Source organism: Pseudonocardia sp. ICBG601, from assembly GCF_020496245.1.
In genome coordinates this window covers 100749-116830 of sequence record NZ_JAHLJA010000153.1, presented here as the reverse complement: position 1 = coordinate 116830, position 16082 = coordinate 100749, and the positions used below count along the sequence as shown (strand labels likewise).

Sequence of the window (16082 nt, the reverse complement as noted above, 5' to 3'; positions counted from 1 at the left end):
CAAGCGCAACGGCTGGGGCTCGCCGTCGGACTCCTGGGACCTCGTCGGCCGTCGACTCGGAGGCGTCCCCCCGGGGATGACCCCGGGGTCGACCCGGGAAGTCCATACCCCGGTACTAGGGTCGACCTGGGAGAACCGGCCCCACGACCGATGTGGCGGGGTGCTCCCCGGGGGCATCGTGGACGCCATGGTGCTCACGATCCTCGCAGTCCTCCCCGTCCTCGCCGTGCTGCTCGTCATGGCCGCGCAGCCGCTGTTCGAGCTGTGGGACGCCCGCGCGTCCGAGCGCGGCGCCGCCCAGCTCGGTGCGCAGGTCCCGCTGCCCGACGACGCCGTGCCCGCGCCCGCTGTCGGCCGCGCCCACCGCGTACCCGGAGGCGCTCGGCGACGTCGTCGCCCCGCTGCGGATCCCGGCGCAGCGCCGCCCGCTCACCCCGGTCGGCCGGAACGCCGCCCGGGTCTGAGAGCGTGTTTGGAAATGGTGGGTGTGTCGGGATGGTCGACACGGCTGGGGTGCTCCATCGTGGTCGGCATGCAGGAACGACCGCGCCGGTACCCCTCGGACACCAGTGATGCCCGTGGGTGGTGATCGAGCGTTGTTACCGCCGCTCGCGCGGGCGGGGGCGGCCTGTTGCTCATGCTCGTCGGGACGTGCTGGACGCGATCTTGTATGTCGTGCGGACCGGGTGTGCCTGGCGGGCGTTGTCCGGTGGACTTCCCGCCCTGGCGACCGTCTACTGGTACTTCAACCAGTGGGAACAGCAGAAGGTCACCGAGAAGATCCTCCCGGTCGTGCGGGGGCAGTTACGTATCGCCGAGGGCCGTGATCCGGAGCCGAGTGCGGGGATCATCGATTCCCAGTCGGTCAAGGGCGCCGACACCGTCGGCCAGGACTCCCGCGGCTACGACCGCGGAAGAAGACAGGCGGACGGAAACGGTTCATCGTGACCGACACCCTCGGTCTGCTGCTGACCACGATGGTGTGCTCGGCCTCGGTACAGGACCGCGACGGCGCCAAGCCGATCCTGCTCAACCTCTACCTGCGCACCAGGGTGCGGTTCGTCTACGCCGACGCCGGCTTCGCCGGGCGACTGCTCGACTGGGCCGCCACGATCCTGCAGACAACGATCGAGATCATCCGCAAGCCACCCGAGCAGCGCGGATTCACCGTCCTCCCACGAAGGTGGGTGGTCGAACGGACCCTGGCCTGGCTCACCGCACACCGACGCCTGGCCGAGACTACGAACGCCACCCCACCACATCCGAAGCCATGATCCGCTGGGCCGCGATCAACACCATCACCCGCCGCATCGCCCGTGGATACCCCGCCACCCGCCAGCAGAAACACACGACACCCTCAACCCACTAGAATTTCCAAACACGCTCTGAGCGGCGCTACTCGACCAGCCGTTCTCCCAGGCCCACGCCGCGATCTCCACCCGGTTGCGGGCGTCGAGCTTGGACCCGATGTTGGCGATGTGGGTCTCACCGTCGACAGCGACACGAACAGGTCCCCGGCGATCTCGGAATTCGTCCGGCGCGGCGACCGCCTTCACGACCTCCAGCTCGCGCGTGAGAGCGTGGCGTGGACGTCGGCGCGGGCCGGCTCCGGCTCGGTCAGCCGCTCCAGCAGCCGCACGGTGACCGACGGCGACACCAGCGCGTCGCCCGCCGCGGCGGCGCGGACCGACTCGACGAGCAGCCGCGGGCCCGCCGTCTTCAGCAGGAACCCGCAGGCGCCCGAGCGCAGCGCACCGTAGACGTACTCGTCCAGGTCGAACGTCGTGACCACCACGATCCGCGACGGCCGGGCCGAGCCGGGCCGTCCGCACCTCGGGTGCGATCTCCAGCCGGGCCCGGCCGCCGTCGGGGTCGAAGCGGGCGACGACGTCCTCGATGTCGTCGAGGCCGTGTCCGGGGGTGCGCACGGCCCCGTCCCCGGTGTCGTCCCCGGCGCCCGAGCGCAGTACGCCGACCATGCGGCGCATGCCGTCGAGGGCCTCGGCACCGGCCCGCTCGATCGCCTCCAGGGCCCGGCCGGCCTCCTCCGGGCGGGCTGCCCGCGACCACCACGCCGGCCTGCGCCGCCACCACGATCGCGGTGACGTGGTGCGCGACGGTGTCGTGCAGCTCGCGGGCCAGCTCGAGACGCTCGTCGTTGCGGGCCTGGGCGAGCCGGGCCGAGCGGCGCTGCCACAGCTCGCGCGCCGCGGTCGCGACGACCATCGTGCCGGCCCAGCCGACCACGGTCAGGCTGGCGAAGACCTCGCGGTCGATGCCCGGCACGCGCAGCAGCGGCATGCTCACGATGACGCACAGCGACACCGCCGCCGTCGCGATCACCGCCCGGACCGGTGCGGTCCGCACCGTCGACACCGTGACCACGGCCAGTGCGAACAGCTCGGTCAGCGACAGGAACGGGACCCCGCCGGTCAGCAGGCCCGCGACCGAGCCGCACGCGGACAGCCCGAACGCGATCGCCGCGACGTGCAGCGGGCGGGTGCCCGTCCGGTACCGGAGGAGCACGGTGCCCGCCACGAGCAGGCCGTACACCGCGCCGCTCGGCGCTCGGACGTCCCAGCTCAGGCTCAGCAGAGCGTCGCACAGCGCCCAGAACAGGTAGGCGAGCAGCTCGAGCCCGACCAGGACGTTCCGGCCGCGGCGTGTTCCGGCGATCATGGGGATCACGGTAGGGCGCACCGCGACCCGTCGCCCTCGGTCGGAAGTACGACGACCCGTCGGTGAACTCCGTACCACGGGCTGATGCCCCGGCGCCCTCCCGACGGCACCGTGAGCGCCATGATCCATGGTTCGAGGAATCCGGCCGACGTGCCCGAGCGGATCGCCGCCGCGACGGTGAACCTGGTCCGCACCTACGGGAGCGGCCGGGCCGCGGTCCGCGCACTGGACGGGGTCACGCTGTGGCTGCCCGCGGGCCGGTTCACCGCGGTGATGGGGCCGAGCGGGTCGGGCAAGTCCACGCTGCTGCACTGCCTGGCCGGTCTGGACCGGCCGACGTCGGGACAGGTGCTGCTGGGCGAGACCGACCTGGGGGCCCTGAACGAGTCCGCGCTGACCCGCGTCCGGCGCGACCGGATGGGTTTCGTCTTCCAGGACGGCAACCTGCTGCCACACCTCACCGCGGGCGAGAACATCGACCTCGCGGCCTCGCTGGCCGGGCGCCGGCCGAACCACGCGTGGCGGGCCGAGCTCGTCGAGCGGCTGGGCATCGGTGACCGGCTCACCCACCTGCCGTCGGAGCTGTCCGGCGGGCAGCGCCAGCGCGTCGCGGTGGCCAGGGCGCTGCTGGGCCGCCCGGAGATCGTCGTCGCCGACGAGCCGACCGGCGCACTCGACACCCGTTCCGGGCGTGAGCTGCTGGGTCTGCTGCGGGCCTGCGTGGACGACTACGGCCAGACCGTCGTCATGGTCACCCACGACCCGCTGGCGGCCGCGGCGTCGGACCAGGTGCTGCTGCTGCGCGACGGCCGTGCCGCGGGCCGGCTGGACCGGCCCACCCCGGACCGGGTGCTGTCCGCGATGGGCGCGCTCACCGGCACCGGCGCCCCCGCGATCGCCGACGCCACGATCACCGGCCCGGTGGCCCGGTGAACCCGGCGACCCGCGCGGCCGTCGCCGGGGCCCGGCGCAGCCCGCGTCAGCTGCTGCTGACCGGGCTCGCCGTGCTGGTGGCGACGGTGTTCGCCGCCGCGGCGGTGCTGCTGACGGCGAGCCTGCGCGCCGCCCTCCTGGGGGACACACGTCGTCGGTGCCCGCGGGCGCGACGTTCGCCCTGGAGACCGACGCCTCGTCGGGGGCGGCCACGACGGAGCTGGAGGGCCGGCTGCGCGCGCTGTCGGGGGTGACCGCGGTGTCGACCTCCCGGTCGGGTGCGGTCGCCGTCGTCGCGGGCGGCGCGAGCGGCACCTGGTTGCTGAGCACCGACCCGATGACCGGGCCGCTGCAGGGGCTGGAGCCGCTGACGGCCGGTCGGCTGCCCGCCGGCCCGGGGGAGGCGTTGGTCGGGGCGAGCACCGCGGAGCGCACCGGGCTCGCCCCCGGCGCCACGGTCGGCCTCGGCGACCGCACGCTGACGGTGACCGGGGTGGTGCCGGTCCGTTCCGAGGGCATCGACGCGCTCGTCGTCCGCGACGACGACCCGGCCGCCGCCGGGCTGTCCGCCTACCGCATCGCGGTCGCCGGGAAGCCGGACCCGACCGCGCTCGCCGCCGTCCCGGGCGTCACCGGGGTCCGAACCGCCGACGAGCAGCGCGCCGAGGACCTGGCGTCGGCCTCGGCGTCGGCGGACGCGCTGCTGGCCGGACTGTCGGTGTTCGTCGGGCTGGCGCTGGTCGCCGCGGCCGTGGTGGTCGCCTCGACGTTCCGGATCGTGCTGGCCCGCCGCACCCGTGAGCTGGCGCTGCTGCGCTGCGTCGGTGCGAGCCGCGGGCAGGTGGCGCGGTCGGTGCTGGCCGAGGCGGCGCTCACCGGACTGGTCGCGGGGGTCGCCGGGGCGGCCGTCGCCGTCGCGGGCGGGTGGGCCGCTCTGGCGGCGGCGGGCGCGGCCGGGATGAACGCCCCGGCGCTCGTGGTGCCGTGGGGACGGATCGCGGGATGCGTGCTGCTCGCCGTCCTCGTGACGGTGCTGGCGGCGCTGGCCCCGGCGCTCGCCGCCGGCCGGACCCCGCCGGTGGTGGCGCTCGGCGCGGCGGACGCGAGCGGTGCACGCGCGCCGCGGGCCCGGGTGCGGCTGTCGCTCGCCGCGGTCTCGCTCGTCCTGGCGGTGCTGCTAGCCGTCGCCGGCGCCGCCATGGGGAGCCCGCTGGGCGGGCTGGTGCTGGCTGCGCTGTCCGGGATGCTGGTGTTCGCGGCGCTCGTGGCGACCGGGCCGTTCGTGGTGTCCGGGGCCGCGGCGCTGGTGGCGCCGGTCGTCGCGCGGTGGGCGCCGGGGCGGATCGCGGTGGGCAACGCGCGACGGATGTCGCGGCGTACCGCGGCGATGACGACGGTGCTGTCGCTGGGCGTGGGGCTGACCGCAGCGATGCTCGTCGCCGTGGCAGGCGCCTCGGCGGACGTCACGGCGTCCCTCGAACGGGACTACCCGGCCGACATCGTCGTGTACGCCGACGCCGGCGAGGCCGCGTCGCTCGCGGCCCGGCTCGACGCCGTGCCCGAGCTGACCGCCCGGGAGGCCGACGGCCTCGTGCTCGTCGACCCGGCGCCGGGGGCCGACCCGGTGGCCGTGCGGACCGCGGTGGTGCGGGCCGCGGGCGACGCACCGGTCACGTTCACCGCGGAGCTGCGCGAACAGGCCGAGACCGCGGTCGGCGCCGTCCGCGGGGTCGGACTGGGCCTGGTCGGGGTGACGCTGCTGGTGGCGGTCGTCGGGATCGGGGTGACCCTGGCGCTGTCGGTCAGCGAGCGGACCCGGGAGATCGCGCTGCTGCGCACGCTCGGGCTGTCGCGGGCCGCGTCACGGCGCGCGGTCGCGATCGAGGCGGCGCTCGCCGGCGCGGTCGCGGCGGTGCTCGGTGTCGTGCTGGGAGGTGTCTACGGCCTGCTGGCGCTGACGGCATCCGGCCTCGGATCGCTCACGGTGCCGCCGCTGGGCCAGCTCGCCGGGCTGGCGGTCGCGGTGGTCGCGGTCGCGGTGCTCGCGTCGGTGGGGCCGTTGCGCCGCGCCGGGCGGATCGAGCCCGCGCACGGCGTCGTCGCCGCGTGAAGGCGCACCCGCGCGCCCGGACCGGGGGGTCGGCGCGCGGGGTGCCCCGGTGGGTCAGCTCGCGGGCTCCAGCACGAACACCGGGATGACCCGGGAGGTCTTCTCCTGGTACTCGGCGTAGGGCGGGTAGGCCTCGACGGAGCGGTCCCACCACTCCTGGCGCTCGTCGCCGGAGACCTCGCGGGCGACGAACGTGCCGGTCCGGGTGCCGTCCTGCACCTGGACCTGCGGGTTCGCGACCACGTTGTGGTACCAGGCCGGGTGCTCCGGGGTGCCGCCCTTGGACGCGATCATCGCGTAGGAACCGTCGTGCTCGACGCGCATCACCGGCACGTAGCGCTTCTTGCCGGACTTCGCGCCGGTCGTCGTGACCAGGATGATCGGGCGGTCCATGACGGTGACGCCCTCGGTGGTGCCGTTCTCGAGGATCTTCTCGGTCTGCTCGCGGACCCAGTCGGTCGGGGAGAGCTCAGCATTCTGCGTCATACCGGTGGAGAACCCGATACCACCGGTGATCATTCCTCGCAGCCGGGTGAGGGGCTGGTGTCCGTCGCCGGACGGTGCCTACGGTGCGGGTGCACGACCAACTGAACACGCGGGAGCTCCGTCGCGCGGGGCTGAGAGGGCGACTCGCCGGTCGCCGACCGCAGAACCGGCCGGGTAATGCCGGCCAGGGAGGACCGTCATGACAACGGCACCAGTGCGTCCGCAGCAGGTCACCACCGGCCCGATCCAGGGCTCGGCCAAGGCCTGGATCGACGGCCCGGACGGCATCACCGTCCCGGTCCGGCGGATCGCCCTCTCCACCGGTGAGCACCACGACGTCTACGACCCTCCGGCCCCTACACCGACGCCCACGCCGTGATCGACCTGCACGCCGGGCTGCCCCGGCTGCGGGAGCCGTGGGTGTCCTCGCGGGAGCCGGGGACCCAGATGTCCTGGGCGCGGGCCGGGATCGTCACCCCCGAGATGGCCTACATCGCCGTCCGCGAGCGGTGCGACGCGGAGCTCGTCCGCGCCGAGGTCGCCCGCGGTCGGGCCGTGATCCCGGCCAACCGCAACCACCCCGAGTGCGAGCCGATGATCATCGGCAAGCGGTTCCTCACCAAGGTCAACGCCAACATCGGCAACTCCGCGGTGAGCTCCTCGATCGCCGAGGAGGTCGAGAAGATGGTGTGGGCGACCCGGTGGGGCGCCGACACCGTGATGGACCTGTCCACCGGCCGCGACATCCACGAGACCCGCGAGTGGATCCTGCGCAACTCCCCGGTCCCGATCGGCACCGTCCCGATCTACCAGGCCCTGGAGAAGTGCAACGGTGACCCGGCCGCGCTGAGCTGGGAGATCTACCGCGACACCGTGATCGAGCAGTGCGAGCAGGGCGTGGACTACATGACCGTGCACGCCGGGGTGCTGCTGCGGCACGTCCCGCTCACCGCGAAGCGGGTCACCGGGATCGTCTCCCGCGGCGGCTCGATCATGGCCGCGTGGTGCCTGGCGCACCACAGCGAGTCGTTCCTGTACACCCACTTCGCCGAGCTGTGCGAGATCCTGCGCCGCTACGACGTCACGTTCTCCCTCGGTGACGGCCTGCGCCCCGGCTCGATCGCCGACGCCAACGACACCGCGCAGCTCGCCGAGCTCGCCACCCTCGGCGAGCTGACCCGGATCGCCCGCGCCCACGACGTGCAGGTCATGATCGAGGGCCCCGGCCACGTCCCGATGGACAAGATCGTCGAGAACGTGCGGCTGGAGGAGGAGTGGTGCGACGAGGCGCCGTTCTACACCCTCGGCCGCTGGCCACCGACATCGCGCCCGGCTACGACCACATCACCTCCGCGATCGGCGCCGCCCGCATCGCCGAGGCCGGCACCGCGATGCTCTGCTACGTCACGCCGAAGGAGCACCTGGGCCTGCCGAACCGCGACGACGTCAAGGTCGGGGTGATCAGCTACAAGATCGCCGCGCACGCCGCGGACCTGGCCAAGGGGCACCCGCACGCCCAGGCCCGCGCCGACGCGTTGTCGGCGGCCCGGTTCGAGTTCCGCTGGCGTGACCAGTTCGCGCTCTCGCTCGACCCGGACACCGCGACCGCCTACCACGACGAGACCCTGCCGGCCGAGCCCGCGAAGACCGCGCACTTCTGCTCGATGTGCGGGCCGAGGTTCTGCTCGATGAAGATCACCCAGGACGTCCGGGACTACGCCGAGGCGCATGGGCTGACCAGCGTCGAGGCGATCGAGGCCGGGATGGCGGAGAAGTCCGGGGAGTTCCGTGACGAGGGCGGTCGGGTGTACCTGCCGATCTCCGGCATCGGACCCCGCCTCGGGCTGAGGCCCCGGGCCGGGGGTGTGCACCGCCGGGGCCGCGGGACCCACCCGCGGCCCCCGGCACCGTCTACCGTCGTCGGCGACACGCACGACGCGGGAGCTCGCGGAGCAGGCGGGCTGAGAGGGCGGCCGGGTCCCACCGGGACCGGCGTCGCCGACCGCGGACCGGCCGGGTAATGCCGGCCAGGGAGGACACGTCCATGGAACCCACCGTCGGCACCACACCCCCGCGGGTCATGACGATCGCCGGCACCGACTCCGGCGGTGGCGCGGGCATCGCCGCGGACCTCCGTGCGTTCGCCGCCTGCGGGGTGCACGGGTGCCTCGCCGTCTGCGCGGTGACCGTGCAGAACTCGGTCGGGGTCACCGGCGTGCACACCGTCCCAGTCGACACGATCGCCGGGCAGATCGCCACGGTCGCCTCCGACATCGGGCTGCAGGCCGCCAAGACCGGGATGCTCGCGAACGCCGAGATCATCGGGACCGTCGCGCGGGCCTGCGACGAGAGCGGCATCGGCGCCGGCCTGGCCACGCCACTGGTCGTCGACCCGGTCGCGGCCTCGATGCACGGGGACCCGCTGCTCGCCGCCGAGGCCCTCGACGCCTACCGGCACACGTTGTTCCCGCGGGCCACGCTGGTCACCCCGAACCTCGACGAGATCCGGCTGCTCGTCGAGCACGACGTCCACGACCGGGACGGCCAGTACGCGGCGGCGAAGGCGCTGCACGCGCTCGGGCCGCGCGCGGTCCTGGTCAAGGGCGGTCACCTCACCGAGGACACCGACGGCTGCCTGGACCTCCTCTACGACGGCGACACGGCCGTCGAGCTGCCCGGCCCGCGCTTCGACACCGGCCACACCCACGGCGGCGGGGACTCACTCGCCGCCGCGATCGCGTCCGGGCTCGCCCGCGGGATGGAGCTGGAGGCGGCGGTCCGGTTCGGGAAGCGCTACATCGTCGAGGCGGTCCGCCACGCCTACCCGCTGGGCGCCGGGCACGGGCCGGTCTCGCCGCTGTGGGCCGTGCGGCCGTGGTGGGACGACGGCGACTGACCCTCGCCATCGTCGCGCCCCGCGAGATGCATGCGAACTCAACAACTCCGAGGTCGGGAACGACCGGCCCGTCACACGCCGCAGATGCGGCGCAGTGCTCGCGCGTCGCTCCGCGAAGGGTGCCCTGACCTGGGGATCGTGACTGTGGTCTGCATCGCACTCGTCCGTGGAGATGTATACGCTTCCGCGCGATGAGCATCTTGGGCACCCGCGTCGTCCGCACCGAGGATCCGGTCTTCCTCACGCGCGGCGCGACCTACACCGACGACCTGACCGAGGAGCGGCTGACCGGGGCGTTGCACCTGACGCTCGTCCGCTCCCCGCTGGCCCACGCGACGATCACCTCGATCGACACCTCGGCGGCGCTCGCGGCGCCGGGCGTCGTCGCCGTCGTCACCGGCGCCGACCTGGACATCGCCCGGCGCTGCTGTTCCCGGGCGCGAACAAGGCCATGACCCGTCCGTTCCTCGCGACCGACCGCGTGCGGTTCGTCGGCGAGCCGGTCGCCGCGGTCCTCACCGAGGAGTACTACCAGGGTGAGGACGCGGCCGAGCTGGTCGACGTCGAGTACGAGCCCTCGACGTGGTGATCGACCCGCTGGAGGCCGTCCGCGAGACGAGACGCTGCTGTTCCCCGAGGCCGGGACCAACACCGCGGCCGCCTACGGGTTCGACGAGGAGCGGACGCGTCGTTCTTCGACGGCTGCGAGGTCGTCGTCACCCGGGAGCTGGTGAACCAGCGCCTGGCCGCGGCCCCGCTGGAGACGCGCGCCGCGAGCGCCTTCTGGGAGGGCGACCACCTCACCGTCTACATGTCCAACCAGAACGCCCAGGGCGGCCGCGACGAGATCGCCGGCTGGCTGGGCCTGGACAAGGACAAGGTGCGGGTCGTCCTGCCCGACGTCGGCGGCGGCTTCGGCGCGAAGATCGGGTCGGACCCGGAGTTCGCCCTCGTCGCGTGGCTCGCGCGGCAGCAGGGTCGCCCGGTCCGCTGGAACGAGTCCCGCTCGGAGAACATGACCGGCATGGTGCAGGGCCGCGCCCAGCGCCAGACCGTCACCATCGGCGGCACCCGCGAGGGCCGGGTCACCCACTACCGGATCGACGTCGTGCAGGACCTGGGCGCCTACCCGCGCCTGGGCACCTTCCTGCCGATGTTCACCCGCATGATGGCCCCCGGCACCTACGACATCGCGAACGTCGACTCCCGCGCGCGCACCGTCGTCACCAACACGACCTCGATCGCCGCCTACCGCGGCGCCGGGCGTCCGGAGGCGACCGCCGCGATCGAGCGCGCGATGGACCTGTTCGCCGCCGAGATCGGCAAGGACCCGGCCGAGGTCCGCAAGCTCAACGTCGTCGCCCGGACCGGTTCCCGTTCCAGACCAAGGGCGGCGTCGAGTACGACTCCGGCGAGTACGCCAAGGCCATCGACCTGGCCCTGGAGAACGCCGGCTACGACCGGCTGCGCGCCGAGCAGAAGGCCCGCCGCGAGCGCGGCGACGCCCGCCAGCTCGGTATCGGCGTCTCCTCCTACGTCGAGATCACCGGCGGCGGCGCCTTCGCCGAGGACGCCTCGGTGGAGGTGCACCCGGACGGCTCGGTGACCGTGCTGACCGGCACCTCCCCGCACGGGCAGGGCCACGCCACGGCGTGGGCGATGCTCGCCTCCGACCAGCTCGGCATCCCGATCGAGAAGATCACCGTCAAGCACGGCGACACCGACCTCGTCCCGCGCGGCGGCGGCACCATGGGGTCCCGGTCGCTGCAGACCGGCGGCGTCGCGGTGCACCAGGCCTCGGTCGAGCTGATCGACCTGGCCAAGCAGCGCGCCGCCGACCTGCTCGAGGCGGGCGTCGACGACCTGGAGCTCGACCCGGCGAACGCCGCGATCACCGTCAAGGGCGTCCCCGGCGCGAAGTCGGTGACCCTCGCCGAGCTGGCGGCGGCCGAGCCGCTCAAGGTCGACACCACCTGGGACGGCAAGAAGCCGACCTTCCCGTTCGGTTCGCACGTCTGCGTCGTCGAGGTCGACACCGAGTCCGGCAAGGTGACGGTCGAGAAGATCGTCGCCGTCGACGACGCGGGCCCGATCCTCAACCCGCTGCTCTGCGACGGGCAGCGGCACGGCGGGATCGCCCAGGGCATCGCGCAGGCGCTGCTGGAGGAGGTCGTCTACGACGAGGAGGGCCAGCCCGCTGACCGGCACCTTCGCCGACTACGGCATCCCGTCGGCGGCCGAGCTCCCCAGCTTCGACCTGGTCGAGATGACGACCCCGACCCCGGTCAACCCGATGGGCTACAAGGGCATCGGCGAGGCCGGGACGATCGGCTCCACCCCCGCGACCCAGAGCGCGGTCATCGACGCCCTGTCCCACCTCGGCGTCACGCACATCGACATGCCCCTGACCCCGATGCGGGTCTGGGAAGCCATCCAGGAGGCCTCCAAGTGAAGGTCGAGATCACCGTCAACGGTGAGCCCACCAGCGCCGACGTGGAGCCCCGCCAGCTGCTCGCGCACTACCTGCGGGAGACCGTCGGGCTGAAGGCCACCAACATCGGCTGCGACACCACGTCCTGCGGCGCGTGCACCGTGCTGCTCGACGGCGACGCGGTCAAGTCGTGCACCGTGCTGTCGGTGCAGGCCGACCAGCAGTCGGTCACCACCATGGAGGGGCTCGACGGTGCGTCCGAGGGCCGCCCCGAGCACCCGGTCACCGCGGCGTTCCGGTCCGAGCACGGGCTGCAGTGCGGCTTCTGCACCCCGGGCATGGTCATGTCCGCGGTGTCGCTGATCAGCCACGACGACGACCTGGACGAGCGGAAGGTCCGCGAGGGCCTGGAGGGCAACCTCTGCCGCTGCACCGGCTACCACAACATCGTGCGCGCGGTGCTCGTCGCCGCGGGCAAGGACCCGGACGCCGCGCAGAAGGCCGAGGCCGAGTCCGACGCGCTGCGCACCGCGCCCGGCTTCTCCCGTGGCGAGTCCGCCGAGGAGGCCCGCGCATGATCCCCCTCGCCTTCGACTACGCCCGCCCGGACACCCTCGACGACGCCATCGCGCTGCTCGCCGAGAAGGGCGAGGACGCCAGCGTCCTGGCCGGCGGGCACTCGCTGATCCCGGTCATGAAGGTGCGCCTCGGCGCGCCGGAGTTCCTGATCGACATCGGCCGGCTGCCGGAGCTGAGCTACATCCGCGTCGAGGGCGACGAGCTCGCCGTCGGTGCGGCGACCAAGCACCGCGACGTCGTCGACTCGGCCGAGGTCGCGGCGGAGGTCCCGCTGCTCGGGGCCGTCGCCCGTACCGTCGGCGACCCGCAGATCCGGGCCCGGGGCACGCTGGGCGGCACCGTCGCCCACGCCGACCCGGCCGCGGACCTGCCCGCCGCGCTGCTCGCGCTGGACGCCACCGTCGTCCTGCAGGGGCCGCGCGGGAAGCGGACCGTGCCGATCGGCGAGTTCTACACCGGCGTGTTCACCACCGTGCGGGAGCCCGACGAGCTGATCGTCGAGATCCGCATCCCGCGCTGCGGTGACCAGGGCTGGGCGTACGAGAAGTTCACCCGGCGCAGCAACGACTGGGCGATCGTCGCCGTCGCGGTGTCCGGTGACCGGATCGGCCTGGTCAACATGGGGTCGACCGCGCTGCGGGCGTCCGCGACCGAGCAGGCGCTCGCCGACGGGCGCTCCGGTCGCCGAGGCGGCCGCGCTGGCCGCCGAGGGCACCGAGCCGCCGGCCGACACCCACGGGTCGGTCGCGTACCGCAACCCACCTGGTGCAGGTGCTGACCCGGCGCGCGCTCGAGACGGCGCGCGGCCAGGGCTGAGCCACCCCGCCGAGCCGGCACGGGGGCCGGGCTCACACGAGCCCGGCCTCCTGGCGGCGATCGGGGGGCGGCTGGTGCGGGAGCGCAGGCCAGCTTCGCCAGGACCCGGGACACGTGCGTCTTCGTCGTCCCCTCCGAGATGACCAGCTCCGCGGACAGCTCGGCGTGGACAGCCCGCGGCCCAGCCCGGCGAGCACGGTCGGTCTCGCGCGCGGTGAGCGTCTCCAGCCCCGGTACCGGACGACGGCCGCGGCGCCCCCGCGTAGCGGGCGGATCACCCGCCGGGTCACCTCCGGTGCCAGCACTATCCCTCGCCGCGGGCCACGGCCCGCACACCGTCGGTCAGCCGGGTCGCGTCGACCGACTTCAGCAGGAACCCGGCAGCCCCGGCCGCGAACGCGCCGTCGACGAGCTCGTCGAGGTCGAACGTGGTCAGCACCAGGACCTGGGTCGGCCCGCCCCCCGGCGAGGATCCGCCGCGTCGCCTCGATGCCGTCGATGCCGGGGCATCACGGATGTCCATCAGCAGCACCACGTCGGCCGGTGCTTCCGCGGCCCGCTCGCACGGCCGAGAGCCGTCGGCCAGCCTCGGCGACGACGTCGATGTCCGGGGCCCGAGCCCAGGATCAGCACCAGCCGGTGCGGACCGCCTCCTGGTCGTCGGCGACGACACACCCGCACGCGGTCATCGCGCCACCACGTCGGTGTCCGGGGCGACGGCGGCCAGCGGCAGATCGGCCCGGACCAGCCAGCCGTCGCCGTCGGCGCCGGCGTGCAGGGTCCCCCCGACGGCGCGGGCGCGCTCGCGCAGGCCGTCGAGGCGGTGCCGCCGTGCAGCCTGGAGCCGCCGCGGGGCGCCGCCCGGGGCCGTTGCGGACCTCGACGAGCAGCCGGCCCGGGGCATCGGAGTGGAGGCTCAGGCGCACCGTCACCTGCGAGCCGGGTGCGTGCTTCGCGGCGTTGGTCAGCGACTCCTGCACGATGCGGTACCCGGCGAGGTCGACGACCGGGGCGGGCAGCGGGTCCGCGCCGCGCTCGTCGTGCAGGACGGGGGACAGGCCGGCGGCGCGGGCCTCGTCGAGCAGCGCGTCGACCTCGGACAGCCGGGCGGGCGCCCGGGCGGGTCGGCCGTGCCGCCGTCGCGCAGCAGCCCGATCTCGTGCGCATCTCCCCGAGCGCGGCGACACCGGAGGACCGCACCGTCCCCACACCTGCCGGACCAACGCCGGGTCGGCGCCGGGGCTGCAGCGCCGCCTTCGGCTGCAGCGCGATCGCCGACAGCCGACGGCGACGACGTCGTGCAGGTCGCGGGCCATCCGGGCCCGCTCCGCGCGACGGCGGCGTCCCCGCTCCCGGGCCGCTGTCTGCTCCACCGCGGCGGCCCGCTCCCGCTCGACGGCCGCCAGGTCCCGGAACCGGCGCACCTCCAGCCCCCAGACCAGTGGGAGCCCGACGACGAGCGGCAGGTTGAGCACCGCGTAGGTGCCGGTGCGCATGCCCGTGGTCAGCAGTGCCACGACGCCCAGGACGGTGGCGACCCCACCGGCAGCGACGGCGACCGCCCGTGCGGTGCGCCACGGCGGGAACACCACGGCGCAGTAGAGCAGGTCGGTGAACACGAGCACGGTCCCGATCTCGGTCCGGCCTTCCAGGACGGGGCCCGCGACCACGGCCGCCGTGCCGACCAGCAGCCCGGCGGGCACCGCGATCCGGCGCAGCACCGACGCGGCGCAGCCCACCCCCATGAACAGCAGCGACGCCGGTGTCGCCCCTCCCAACCCCGCGCCGGACCAGGCGATCCCCGCGTCGGGCAGCGCCCGAGATCAGCAGCAGCCCGACCACGAACCACACGACGCCCGTCCCGGCGTCGCGGAGCACCGAGGGTGCGCCGCCGTCGCGGTTCACCAGGTACGTGATCACACCCCATCCCAGCACGCCCGGCGCCCGCGCCGCGTCCGTCGAAGGTGGTACGCGCGGATCGGTCGCACGCCGGACGCGCCACCGCGGGCGGGGCGGCACGATCGCCGGCCATGGGGGAGTCGTTGTTCGCCGAGCCGCTGCTGTGGCTGATCGTCGGTGCCGAGATCGGGTTCTGGGTGTTCCTGCTGGCCGGGCTGGGCGCGCTACGTGCTGCGTCGCCGGGGACTGGGTGCGGTGTTGCTGCTGGGGTGCCGCTGATGGACCTCGTGCTGGTCACCGCCTCGACGGTGGACCTGGCGACCGGCGGCGAACCGTCGCGGGTGCACGGGCTGGCCGCGCTCTACCTCGGGATCACCGTCGCGTTCGGACACTCGCTGGTGCGCTGGGCCGACGTCCGGTTCGCCCACCGCTTCGCGGGCGGCCCGGCACCGGTACGCCCGCCCCGGGGCGGGGCCGCCCGGATGCGGTACGAGTGGCGCGAGTACGGCAAGGTCGTCGCCGCCTGGGTGATCACGGCGGCGGTGCTGGTGCTGCTGTCGGTGGTCGGCGGCCGCGCGGTCCCGGTGCCGGGCGCCTGGTCGGGGGACCCGATGTGGTCCTGGCTGGCGACGGCGTCGCTGATCGCCGGGATCTGGTTCGTCGCGGGGCCGCTGTGGGCGACGGTGTTCCCCGGTACCGACGACCGGGAGCGCTCCGGTGCCCGGTGACCGCCTCGCCGCGCCGGACGTGCTGCGCGGCCTCGCGATCGCCGGGACCTTCGCGACGAACGTCTGGGTGTTCGCCGACCCGCGCGGGCCGGGTGCGGTGTTCGCCGGGTTCTCCGCGGGGTGGTGGCTCGACACCGCGCTCCGCGCCGTCGCGAACGGGAAGTTCCTCGCGCTGCTCACCCTGCTGTTCGGGATCGGGATGGAGCTGCAGTACCGCTCCGCGGTGCGCCGCGGCTTGCGGTGGCCCGGCCGCTACCTCGCCCGGGCCGCGATCCTGTTCACCGAGGGGCTGCTGCACTACGTGCTGGTCTTCGAGTTCGACGTGCTGATGGGCTACGCGATCGCCTCGGTGCTGGTCGCGTGGCTGGTGGGCCGCTCGGCGCGGGTGCGGACGGCGGCGGCCTGCGTCGCCGGGGCGGTCACGGTGCTGCTCGTGGCCGGTGCGTCTGTCGCGACGGCCGGCAGCACCGGGGCCGACGTGCCGCTCCCGCCGTACCCGGCGACCTGGACCGGACAGGTCGCCGC

General features: G+C 74.2%; 12 protein-coding genes and 4 pseudogenes. 11 read left to right on the top strand and 5 right to left on the bottom strand.

Features of this window, described 5'->3' with window-relative positions; translation table 11 throughout:
* The first annotated feature begins 187 nt into the window (after positions 1–187).
* From KPL57_RS53935 to KPL57_RS53925, 3 genes are read left to right on the top strand one after another with little or no spacing between them, the layout of a single operon-like run.
* Positions 188–589 carry a hypothetical protein gene (locus KPL57_RS53935; protein ID WP_226358113.1) on the top strand — a complete coding sequence of 134 codons (402 nt, stop codon included), beginning with the start codon at positions 188–190 and terminating at the stop codon, positions 587–589.
* Positions 586–948: a transposase gene (locus KPL57_RS53930; RefSeq protein ID WP_308253140.1), complete on the top strand. Its 363-nt coding sequence runs from the start codon at positions 586–588 to the stop codon at positions 946–948. Before KPL57_RS53935 ends, KPL57_RS53930 begins: the two co-directional genes overlap by 4 nt.
* Positions 945–1274, top strand: a complete 330-nt coding sequence (locus KPL57_RS53925) for a transposase (RefSeq protein ID WP_308253139.1) — start codon at positions 945–947, stop codon at positions 1272–1274. Before KPL57_RS53930 ends, KPL57_RS53925 begins: the two co-directional genes overlap by 4 nt.
* Positions 1275–1406: 132 nt before the next feature.
* Here KPL57_RS53925 and KPL57_RS53920 read toward each other — a convergent pair.
* Positions 1407–1822 (bottom strand): annotated as a pseudogene (locus KPL57_RS53920) (LuxR C-terminal-related transcriptional regulator); the annotation flags it as partial.
* The gene (locus KPL57_RS53915; RefSeq protein ID WP_226358121.1) at positions 1720–2226 is read right to left on the bottom strand and encodes a histidine kinase; all 507 of its coding nucleotides are present in this window, start codon (positions 2224–2226) and stop codon (positions 1720–1722) included. The pseudogene KPL57_RS53920 and the gene KPL57_RS53915, both read right to left, overlap by 103 nt.
* A gap of 573 nt (positions 2227–2799) precedes the next feature.
* Between KPL57_RS53915 and KPL57_RS53910 the strand changes: the two genes are divergently transcribed.
* The gene (locus KPL57_RS53910; RefSeq protein ID WP_075312721.1) at positions 2800–3612 is read left to right on the top strand and encodes an ABC transporter ATP-binding protein; all 813 of its coding nucleotides are present in this window, start codon (positions 2800–2802) and stop codon (positions 3610–3612) included.
* A 157-nt stretch (positions 3613–3769) separates the two neighbouring features.
* Positions 3770–5722 carry an FtsX-like permease family protein gene (locus KPL57_RS53905; RefSeq protein ID WP_226358111.1) on the top strand — a complete coding sequence of 651 codons (1953 nt, stop codon included), beginning with the start codon at positions 3770–3772 and terminating at the stop codon, positions 5720–5722.
* 54 nt (positions 5723–5776) lie between these two features.
* On the opposite strand, the gene KPL57_RS53900 is transcribed toward KPL57_RS53905, so the two are convergent.
* The gene (locus KPL57_RS53900) at positions 5777–6208 is read right to left on the bottom strand and encodes a nitroreductase family deazaflavin-dependent oxidoreductase (RefSeq protein ID WP_149664357.1); all 432 of its coding nucleotides are present in this window, start codon (positions 6206–6208) and stop codon (positions 5777–5779) included.
* Between the two features lie 199 nt (positions 6209–6407).
* Between KPL57_RS53900 and thiC the strand changes: the two are divergent.
* The 5 genes and pseudogenes from thiC to KPL57_RS53870 all read left to right on the top strand — a co-directional run.
* Positions 6408–8028: pseudogene (thiC, locus tag KPL57_RS53890) on the top strand (phosphomethylpyrimidine synthase ThiC); the annotation flags it as partial.
* A gap of 224 nt (positions 8029–8252) precedes the next feature.
* A complete protein-coding gene (gene thiD / locus KPL57_RS53885; RefSeq protein WP_149664359.1) occupies positions 8253–9104 on the top strand; it encodes a bifunctional hydroxymethylpyrimidine kinase/phosphomethylpyrimidine kinase in 852 nt (283 codons plus the stop codon).
* Between the two features lie 191 nt (positions 9105–9295).
* A pseudogene (locus KPL57_RS73050) lies at positions 9296–11556 on the top strand (xanthine dehydrogenase family protein molybdopterin-binding subunit).
* Complete coding sequence (locus tag KPL57_RS73045) at positions 11553–12113, top strand: (2Fe-2S)-binding protein (RefSeq protein ID WP_020625950.1); 561 nt, start codon at positions 11553–11555, stop codon at positions 12111–12113. Before KPL57_RS73050 ends, KPL57_RS73045 begins: the two are co-directional and overlap by 4 nt.
* Positions 12110–12930 (top strand): annotated as a pseudogene (locus KPL57_RS53870) (xanthine dehydrogenase family protein subunit M). The gene KPL57_RS73045 and the pseudogene KPL57_RS53870 overlap by 4 nt, the downstream one beginning before the upstream one ends.
* A 304-nt stretch (positions 12931–13234) precedes the next feature.
* Here KPL57_RS53870 and KPL57_RS53865 read toward each other — a convergent pair.
* Positions 13235–13465 carry a hypothetical protein gene (locus KPL57_RS53865; protein ID WP_226358109.1) on the bottom strand — a complete coding sequence of 77 codons (231 nt, stop codon included), beginning with the start codon at positions 13463–13465 and terminating at the stop codon, positions 13235–13237.
* A gap of 91 nt (positions 13466–13556) precedes the next feature.
* Positions 13557–14675 (bottom strand): hypothetical protein, encoded by a 1119-nt coding sequence (locus tag KPL57_RS53860; protein ID WP_226358108.1) that lies wholly within the window; start codon positions 14673–14675, stop codon positions 13557–13559.
* 285 nt (positions 14676–14960) lie between these two features.
* Here KPL57_RS53860 and KPL57_RS53855 point away from each other — a divergent pair, with 285 nt between their 5' ends.
* Complete coding sequence (locus KPL57_RS53855; protein ID WP_226358107.1) at positions 14961–15557, top strand: hypothetical protein; 597 nt, start codon at positions 14961–14963, stop codon at positions 15555–15557.
* Positions 15558–16082 lie beyond the last annotated feature (525 nt).